7 protein-coding genes are annotated in these 8,715 nt (G+C 56.0%); 4 read left to right on the forward strand and 3 right to left on the reverse strand.

Translation table 11 applies throughout. The annotated features are described in order from the left end of the window. Positions 1 to 220: 220 nt before the first annotated feature. The 3 genes from pnp to BDE01S_RS05815 form a co-directional block, all read right to left on the reverse strand. The gene (gene pnp, locus BDE01S_RS05805) at positions 221 to 2,326 is read right to left on the reverse strand and encodes a polyribonucleotide nucleotidyltransferase (protein WP_066078577.1); all 2,106 of its coding nucleotides are present in this window, start codon (positions 2,324 to 2,326) and stop codon (positions 221 to 223) included. A gap of 301 nt (positions 2,327 to 2,627) precedes the next feature. Then, on the reverse strand, positions 2,628 to 4,421 hold the full coding sequence (lepA, locus tag BDE01S_RS05810; RefSeq protein ID WP_066078580.1) for a translation elongation factor 4: 1,794 nt from the start codon (positions 4,419 to 4,421) through the stop codon (positions 2,628 to 2,630). A 209-nt stretch (positions 4,422 to 4,630) separates the two neighbouring features. Then, positions 4,631 to 5,332: a 5'-methylthioadenosine/adenosylhomocysteine nucleosidase gene (locus BDE01S_RS05815; protein ID WP_066078584.1), complete on the reverse strand. Its 702-nt coding sequence runs from the start codon at positions 5,330 to 5,332 to the stop codon at positions 4,631 to 4,633. Positions 5,333 to 5,633: 301 nt separating this feature from the next. Here BDE01S_RS05815 and hscA point away from each other — a divergent pair, with 301 nt between their 5' ends. From hscA to iscX, 4 genes are all read left to right on the forward strand, one after another. After that, entirely contained in the window at positions 5,634 to 7,496 is a 1,863-nt protein-coding gene (gene hscA / locus BDE01S_RS05820) for a Fe-S protein assembly chaperone HscA (protein WP_066078585.1), read from the forward strand. A gap of 174 nt (positions 7,497 to 7,670) precedes the next feature. Continuing rightward, positions 7,671 to 8,009 (forward strand): ISC system 2Fe-2S type ferredoxin, encoded by a 339-nt coding sequence (gene fdx, locus BDE01S_RS05825; protein WP_066078588.1) that lies wholly within the window; start codon positions 7,671 to 7,673, stop codon positions 8,007 to 8,009. Continuing rightward, positions 8,009 to 8,368 (forward strand): hypothetical protein, encoded by a 360-nt coding sequence (locus BDE01S_RS05830; protein WP_066078590.1) that lies wholly within the window; start codon positions 8,009 to 8,011, stop codon positions 8,366 to 8,368. The genes fdx and BDE01S_RS05830 overlap by 1 nt, the downstream gene beginning before the upstream one ends. Next, the gene (gene iscX / locus BDE01S_RS05835) at positions 8,365 to 8,562 is read left to right on the forward strand and encodes a Fe-S cluster assembly protein IscX (RefSeq protein WP_066078593.1); all 198 of its coding nucleotides are present in this window, start codon (positions 8,365 to 8,367) and stop codon (positions 8,560 to 8,562) included. Before BDE01S_RS05830 ends, iscX begins: the two co-directional genes overlap by 4 nt. Positions 8,563 to 8,715: the final 153 nt, after the last annotated feature.

An 8,715-nucleotide genomic window follows, 5' to 3' on the forward strand; every position in this document is an offset into this window, starting at 1 on the left:
TCGGCTCCCCGAGCTGGCGCTTTTATTAACTAGTTTTGTTGGCTCGGAGAGCCAACCTACTGAATGTATCATTTTGTTTTGAATTGACTATAATACTTGCCGAAGCAGTAAAACTACCCAATAAAAAATAAAAAGCCGAACCCTTTATTACAAAGGGTTCGGCTTTTTCTGTTCTGATCTACCCTATTCCGGGTATTTTCAGACGGCCTTTAGGCGCTATTTATTCGGCGGCAGGTGCTTCCAGCAAGGCTTTGATGGACAGGCGCACGCGGCCGCGGTCGTCCACTTCCAAAGCTTTCACTTTGACGGTTTGGCCGACTTGCAGGTAGTCGCTGACGTTTTTCACGCGCTCGTGGGCGATTTGGCTGATGTGCACCAATCCGTCTTTGCCCGGCATAACGGATACAATCGCGCCGACGTTGTTGTCCAGCAATTTGAGTACCGTGCCTTCATATACTTTGCCCACTTCCACTTCGGCGGTAATCTGCTCGATACGCGCTTTGGCGGCATCGCCCGCTTCTTGGGTAGTCGCAGCGATGGTGATGGTGCCGTCTTCGGCGATGTTGATTTCGGTACCGGTTTCGGCGGTAATGGCGCGGATGGTTTCGCCGCCTTTACCGATGACGTCGCGGATTTTGTCTTGGTTGATTTTCATGGTAAACAGGCGCGGCGCGTGTGCGGACAGCTCTTGCGGGCCGGATACCGCTTCCTGCATTTGTGCCAAGATGTGCAGGCGGGCTTCTTTGGCCTGCGCCAATGCGATTTGCATGATGTCTTTGGTAATGCCTTGGATTTTGATGTCCATTTGCAGCGCGGTTACGCCTTCGGTGGTACCGGCTACTTTAAAGTCCATATCGCCCAAGTGGTCTTCGTCGCCCAAGATATCGGTCAACACGGCGAATTTGTTGTTGTCCAAAATCAAGCCCATGGCGATACCGGCAACGTGTGCTTTCAACGGCACACCGGCCGACAGCAGGCTCAAGCAGCCGCCGCAAACGGAAGCCATTGAAGAAGAGCCGTTGGACTCGGTGATTTCGGAAACCACGCGCATGGTGTAGCTGAAGTCTTCCGGAGACGGCAATACGGCCAGCAATGCGCGTTTGGCCAAACGGCCGTGACCGATTTCGCGGCGTTTCGGCGCACCCATACGGCCACATTCGCCGGTAGAATACGGCGGGAAGTTGTAATGCAGCATGAAGCGGTCGGTGTATTCGCCGCTCAATGCGTCGATAATCTGCTCGTCGCGGGAGGTACCCAAAGTGGCCACGGCCAAGGCTTGGGTTTCGCCGCGGGTAAACAGGGCGGAACCGTGGGTACGCGGCAAGACGCCGGTTTGGATGTTCAGCGGGCGCACGGTGCGGGTGTCGCGGCCGTCGATACGCGGCTGGCCGTCCAAAATTTGGCTGCGGACGACATCGGCTTCCAGATGTTTGAAAATGCCTTTGATTTCGTTGGCCGCCAGTGTTTCGGTTTCCTCGGTAATCAAGGCTTCTTTTACAGCCGCCCAAGCTTCGTCCAATTTGGCGGTACGCGCTTGTTTTTGGCGGATTTTGAATGCTTCGGCAATCTTCGCTCCGGCGATTTCGCGCACTTTGGCCACCAATTCTTCATTGGTTTCCGGTGCTTTCCAATCCCATACTTCGGGATTCACTTCATCGGCAAATTCGTTGATGGCATTGATGGCGGCCTGCATTTGGTCATGGCCGTACACCACCGCGCCCAACATAACGTCTTCCGGCAGAATGTCGGCTTCCGACTCTACCATCAGCACGGCTTTGGCCGTACCGGCCACCACCAAATCCAAGCGTGATTCGGCCAATTGCGCTTTAGTCGGGTTCAAAACGTATCCGCCGTCCACATAACCCACGCGTGCGGCACCAATCGGACCGGCAAACGGCACGCCGCTCAATACCAGCGCGGCAGACGCGCCCAGCATGGCAGGAATGTCGGAATCGATTTCGGGATCGACGGATACCACCATGGCGACGATTTGGATGTCGTGATAGAAGCCTTCCGGAAACAGCGGGCGAATCGGACGGTCGATCAGGCGGCTGGTCAGGATTTCTTTTTCGCTCTGCTTGCCTTCGCGTTTGAAGAAGCCGCCGGGAATTTTACCCGCAGCGTAGGTACGCTCCAGATAATCTACGGTCAGCGGGAAGAAGTCTTGCCCTTCTTTGACTTCTTTATTGGTGGTAACGGCGACCAGCACCACGGTCTCGCCCATGGATACTTTTACAGCGGCAGCGGCCTGGCGGGCGATTTCGCCGGTTTCCAGAGTAACGGTTTGGTTGCCGTATTGGAAGGTTTTGACGTGTTTGTCAAACATGAATGTTCCTTTCGGTTTTGCCGCACCGCTAAAACGCTAATGATGCACACTGACACGCGCGGGAGCGAATGTGCATGGTTAGGGTTTCAGACTGTGCGGCGGAGTGGATGGATGTTCAGACGGCCTGCCCCAGGCCGACCGCCTAACAGGTAATTATAGCGGCAAACACCGACGGCATCCATCATCTTGTGCCTGCGGGGTATGCAATCCTTTGGGTGTATTATCGGATATGGATATTGGGTTTATGGCGGTAAAAAGCCGTCTGAAAATCATGATTTTCAGACGGCCTGTGCCTCAAAGATTACTTATCCCCGACTTCCAAAATCGCCAAGAACGCGCTTTGCGGGATTTCCACATTGCCCACTTGTTTCATACGGCGTTTACCGGCTTTTTGTTTTTCCAAGAGTTTTTTCTTACGCGTGATGTCGCCGCCGTAACATTTTGCCAAGACGTTTTTACGCAGGGCTTTGACGTTTTCGCGGGCGATAATCTGGCTGCCGATAGCGGCCTGCACGGCGATGTCGAACATTTGGCGCGGAATCAGTTCACGCATTTTGCTGGCGAGCTCGCGGCCGCGGTGTACGGAGGTTTGGCGGTGGACAATCAGGCTCAGTGCATCGACTTTTTCGCCGTTCACCATGATATCGAGTTTCACCAAGTCAGACGGCTGGAATTCTTTAAACTCGTAGTCTAAAGAAGCATAGCCGCGCGAGGTGGATTTGAGCTTGTCGAAGAAATCCATCACCACTTCGTTCATCGGCAAATCGTAGGTCAGCATCACTTGGCGGCCCATGTATTGCATATTGCGCTGCACGCCGCGTTTTTGGTTGCACAGGGTCATAACGTTGCCGACATAATCCTGCGGCACAAGGATGGTCGCGGTAATAATCGGCTCGAGAATGGTTTCGATACTGCCGATGTCGGGCAATTTGGACGGGTTTTCCACTTCGATTTTTTCGCCCGATTTCAATACCACTTCATACACCACCGTCGGTGCGGTGGTAATCAGATCCATATCGAATTCGCGTTCGAGCCGCTCCTGAACAATCTCCAAATGCAGCAAGCCCAAGAAGCCGCAGCGGAAGCCGAAGCCCAATGCCTGCGATACTTCCGGCTCGAATTTCAAGGCCGCATCGTTGAGTTGCAGCTTTTCCAAGGCATCGCGCAGGTTTTCGTAGTCGTGGCTTTCCACCGGATAAAGTCCGGCGAATACTTGCGATTGCACTTCTTTAAAGCCCGCCAGCGGCGCGTCGGCCGGATTGGCGGCCAAAGTAACGGTATCGCCGACTTTGGCTTGTCCCAACTCTTTCACGCCGGTAATCAGAAAGCCTACTTCGCCTGCCGAAAGCTGCTGTTTCTGCACGGATTTCGGAGTAAATACACCCAGCTGCTCCACCTGCGTCTCCGCTTTGGTGGACATAAAGCGCACTTTGTCTTTCAGCTTAATCGTGCCGTTTTTCACACGAATCAGCATCACCACACCGACGTAGTTGTCAAACCACGAATCGATAATCACCGCCTGTAAGGGCGCGTTTTCATCGCCTTCGGGCGCGGGCACTTTGGCGACGATTTCTTCCAATACGTCTTCCACGCCCATGCCCGACTTGGCGGAACACGTGACCGCGCCGACCGCGTCAATGCCGATGATGTCTTCGATTTCCTGCGCCACGCGGTCGGGGTCGGCGGCGGGCAGATCGATTTTGTTCAACACCGGCACCACTTCCACACCCAAATCAATCGCCGTGTAGCAGTTGGCCACGGTTTGCGCCTCCACGCCTTGCGAAGCGTCCACAACCAGCAATGCGCCTTCGCAGGCCGACAGGCTGCGCGATACTTCGTAAGAGAAGTCAACGTGCCCGGGGGTATCGATGAGGTTGAGCAGGTAGGTTTCGCCGTTACGCGCTTTGTAATTCAGGGCGGCGGTTTGCGCTTTAATGGTAATGCCGCGCTCTTTTTCGATGTCCATCGAATCGAGCACCTGCGTGCTCATTTCGCGCATTTCCAAGCCGCCGCAATATTGGATGAAGCGGTCGGCCAGCGTGGATTTGCCGTGGTCGATGTGGGCGATGATGGAGAAATTTCGGATGTTTTTCATGTATCGGTAACAAAATGATTCGTCAAATGGCGAAAGGCCGTCTGAAACGCCCTGCCGCGCGGCGGGTCGGTATCAAGTTTCAGACGGCTTGTCGGCAGCAGCATGAAACGGATTGGGCTGATTGAAACGCCATTCCTGTGTTTCACGCATAAGCTATATGGCTCGGCATTCTAGCGGAAAAACCGTATCTTGCCTATCGGATTGTAGGCTTAGAGCTGCGCCACCAAATCCATCACCATCTTAGCGGAGCTGGTGGCGGCGGTTTTTAAAAATTCATCGAAACTGATATCGGCTTTTTCATCGGCGGAATCGGATACCGCGCGGATAATCACAAACGGCACATCCAACTGGTAGCAGGTTTGTGCGATGGCAGCCGCTTCCATTTCCACCGCCTGCACATCCGGGAAATGCGTGCGGATGTCTGCCACGGCGGCGCTGCTGTGTACAAACTGGTCGCCGCTGAGTACCAAACCTTCCGTAACCGCCGCGCCCTCAAAAGCACGCGCCGCGCGTTTGGCTGCCTGCGCCAGACGGCTGTCGGCTTCGAATACCGCCGGAAGCTGCGGCACCTGACCGCGTACATAGCCGAATGCGGTGACGTCCACATCATGATGCGCCGCGCGGCTGCCGATGACCACATCGCCGACTTTCAAACCCTTGCCCAAACCGCCCGCGCTGCCGGTATTGATGACCGCGTCGGGCGAAAATTCGCGGATGACCCAGGTGGTGGCGATGGTAGCGTTGACTTTGCCGATGCCGCTCAATACCAATACCGCGCGTTTGCCCGCCAGCGTGCCTTCGTAGGCAGTCAGCTTGCCGGACGACACCGGGCGCACATCGGCCATCGCCGCTTTTAACAATTCGATTTCCTGCGCCATCGCGCCGATGATTGCGACTGTATTGATCGCCATAACCACTCTCTTTCCATATCCATATATAGCCGCCCCGGTTCGGATTGATACAACCTTGCTGCCTATCTCAATCTGACGAAACAAGCCGGCTTTTCTAAACGTTACTGAAAATATTTATATCGCTATAAATCATTCAAACAGCCGCCATTATAACCGAATGCCGTCTGAAAATACTGTTTTCAGACGGCCCCGGCGGCGATTGATGTTGGCTATCATTTCCTACCAAACTACTCAACTACCCCGCCGAATTCTGCTAGAATACCGCCTGATTGGACAAACACACCAAAAGGCACAGATTATCATGGCACTTTTGCAAATCGCCGAGCCCGGCATGTCTGCCGCGCCGCATCAGCACCGCCTTGCCGTCGGCATCGATTTGGGTACGACCAACAGCCTGGTGGCCGCCGTCAGAAGCGGCAGCGCCGTCTGCCTGCCCGACGAGGGCGGGCGCGTTACCCTGCCCTCCGTGGTACGCTACGGCAGCGACGGGGAAATCCAAGTCGGCGCGCAGGCTTTGAGCGCGCAGAAAACCGACCCGGCCAATACCGTCAGCTCCGCCAAGCGTCTCATCGGGCGCACGCTGGCCGATTTGCAGCAGGAACACCATTATCTGCCCTACCGCTTCGGCCAAAACGAGCGCGTGATTGAGTTGAACACCCGCCAGGGCGCGAAAACGCCGATTGAGGTATCCGCCGAAATCCTGAAAACCCTGAAAACCCGCGCCGAAGCCAGCCTGGGCGGCGATTTGGTGGGCGCGGTGATTACCGTACCCGCGTATTTCGACGACGCGCAGCGGCAGGCCACCAAAGATGCCGCACGCCTGGCCGGTTTGAACGTATTGCGCCTGCTCAACGAGCCGACCGCCGCCGCGATTGCCTACGGCTTGGACAACGCATCGGAAGGCACGTTTGTGGTGTACGACTTGGGCGGCGGTACATTTGACGTATCGGTTTTGCAGCTTTCCAAAGGCCTGTTTGAAGTGAAAGCCACGGGCGGCAACAGCGCGCTCGGCGGCGACGATTTCGACCACCGGCTTTTCTGCCACCTGCTGGAAGAAAACAGCTTGTCGCAGCTGGGCGAGCAAGACAGCCAGCTGCTGCTCTCGCTGACCCGCGCTGCCAAAGAAACGCTGACGACCGAAACCGAAGCCGCCGTCAGCGCCACACTTTCAGACGGCCGCACAATCCATACCGTGATTACGCGCCAAGCCTTTCACAATCTGACCCAGCATCTGGTATTGAAAACCATGGAGCCGGTGAAGCAGGCGCTGAAAGATGCCGGCATCGGTAAAGCTGATGTCAGCGGCGTGATTATGGTCGGTGGCTCGACACGTATGCTGCACGTTCAGCAGGCTGTCGGTACGTTTTTCGGCCAAACGCCGCTTAATAATCTCAATCCCGACGAAGTAGTTGCGCTCGGCGCGGCAATGCAGGCCGATGTGCTGGCCGGCAACAAGCCCGACGGCGAATGGCTGCTGCTGGACGTAACCCCACTCTCGCTCGGCTTGGAAACCTACGGCGGCTTGGCGGAAAAAGTCATTCCGCGCAATTCCACGCTGCCGACCGCGCGCGCGCAGGAATTTACCACCTTTAAAGACGGCCAAACCGCGATGACGATTCATGTGGTGCAAGGCGAGCGCGAGCTGGTATCCGACTGCCGCAGCCTGGCCAAATTCACCCTGCGCGGCATTCCGCCGATGGCAGCCGGCGCGGCGCGTATCCGCGTCACCTTCCAAGTGGATGCCGACGGCCTGCTGTCCGTTTCCGCGCAAGAGCAAAGCACCGGCGTACAGGCGCAAATCGAAGTGAAACCGTCTTACGGTCTCGACGACGACACCATCACGCAAATGCTGAAAGACGGCATGAGCAATGCCGCCGAGGATATGGCCGCCCGCGCCCGCGCAGAAGCCGCCGTAGAAGCCGAAAGCCTGATTGAAGCCGTCAGCGCCGCGCTGACACTCGACGGCGATTTGCTGGAAGCCGACGAGCTGGCTGCCATTGAAGCCGATATTGCCGCGCTGCAAAGCCGTCTGAAAAACGGCGCCGCCGAAGACATCCGTGCTGCCGTCGCCAAGCTCGGCCGCAGCACCGACAATTTCGCCGCCAAACGCATGAACCGCAATATCCAACGTGCGCTACAAGGCCAAAGCGTGGATGATATCTAAAAAGCCGTCTGAAAAAGCGCGTGTGCGTCGGGTACGCAAAATACCGAAGTAAAGACCCATACGCGTAAACGGATTACCCGCCGTTTTCAGACGGCCTGCACCGATAGGCCGTCTGAAAACGGCAAACTAAATGATTAAACCAAGCGATTTTTAAAAACTTTCAAGAGAACACACATGCCGAAAATTACCGTATTGCCCCACGCCGCCCTCTGCCCCGAAGGTGCGGTGATTGAAAACGCGCCGGAAGGCAAAACCGTATTGGACGTATTGCTCGATCACGATATCGACGTCGACCACGCCTGCGAAAAATCCTGCGCCTGCACCACCTGCCACGTCATCATCCGCAAGGGTTTCGACAGCATGGAAGAGCCGACCGAGCTGGAAGAAGACCTGCTCGACCAAGCCTGGGGTTTGGAAGCCGATTCCCGCCTGAGCTGCCAGGCCGTGGTTGCCGGTGAAGACCTGGTGGTGGAAATCCCGAAATACACCATCAACCACGCCCGCGAGCATTGATGATTATCTGGCGCAAGCGCAAAGCCATGGCGGCATGGCTGCTGCTGATGGCCGCCTGCGCCGTCTGCACCGCTTCTGCCGCCCTGTCTGACGGGCAGCCCCTATACCGCTGGGAAGCCATGCTGCTGTATTTTTTTATCTTGCTGGCGGCATCGTTTCCGCTGGGCGCAGCGGGCGCATGGCTGTTTGTTTTCCTGCTCGCGCAACTCGACGGCATCTGGCCCGCACTCTCCAAGCCCGAAGCCGAAATCTGGATTTTGGCCGCAGCCACCCTGATCGGCGGGCTGGGCTTTTATTGGCAGTGGTACCGCCTCTTTCCCCTGCTCCGAAAAAAACTCACGCAAAGGAACGCAAAATGAAATGGACCGACACCCAACGCATCGCTGAAGAATTATACGATTTGCACGGCGACAGCATCGACCCGAAAACCGTGCGCTTCACCCATCTGCGCGATTTGATTATGGCCCTGCCCGATTTCGACGACGACCCTGCCCGCTGCGGCGAACGCATCCTCGAAGCCGTGCAGCAGGCGTGGATTGAAGAAGCGGAATAATGCCGGCGCAAACCGGATCGGGATGGCGTTTGCGGTTTGCGTATCGGGCGATATGCGCTTTTGAGAGATAAAAGTTACAAAAAGCCGTCTGAAAACAGCGTTTTTCAGACGGCTTTTTTTAATTTGTATGAATTCAGGATAAGTAAATAAAAT

This window comes from Bergeriella denitrificans NBRC 102155 (genome assembly GCF_001592185.1).
GTDB classification, from domain to species: domain Bacteria; phylum Pseudomonadota; class Gammaproteobacteria; order Burkholderiales; family Neisseriaceae; genus Neisseria; species Neisseria denitrificans.

Bases quoted from the DNA above. Each gene is read 5' to 3' on its own strand.
- BDE01S_RS05815 (WP_066078584.1), bottom strand. From the start codon at position 5,332: ATGGCGATCAATACAGTCGCAATCATCGGCGCGATGGCGCAGGAAATC.
- iscX (WP_066078593.1), top strand. From the start codon at position 8,365: ATGAAATGGACCGACACCCAACGCATCGCTGAAGAATTATACGATTTG.
- lepA (WP_066078580.1), bottom strand. From the start codon at position 4,421: ATGAAAAACATCCGAAATTTCTCCATCATCGCCCACATCGACCACGGC.
- fdx (WP_066078588.1), top strand. From the start codon at position 7,671: ATGCCGAAAATTACCGTATTGCCCCACGCCGCCCTCTGCCCCGAAGGT.
- pnp (WP_066078577.1), bottom strand. From the start codon at position 2,326: ATGTTTGACAAACACGTCAAAACCTTCCAATACGGCAACCAAACCGTT.
- BDE01S_RS05830 (WP_066078590.1), top strand. From the start codon at position 8,009: ATGATTATCTGGCGCAAGCGCAAAGCCATGGCGGCATGGCTGCTGCTG.
- hscA (WP_066078585.1), top strand. From the start codon at position 5,634: ATGGCACTTTTGCAAATCGCCGAGCCCGGCATGTCTGCCGCGCCGCAT.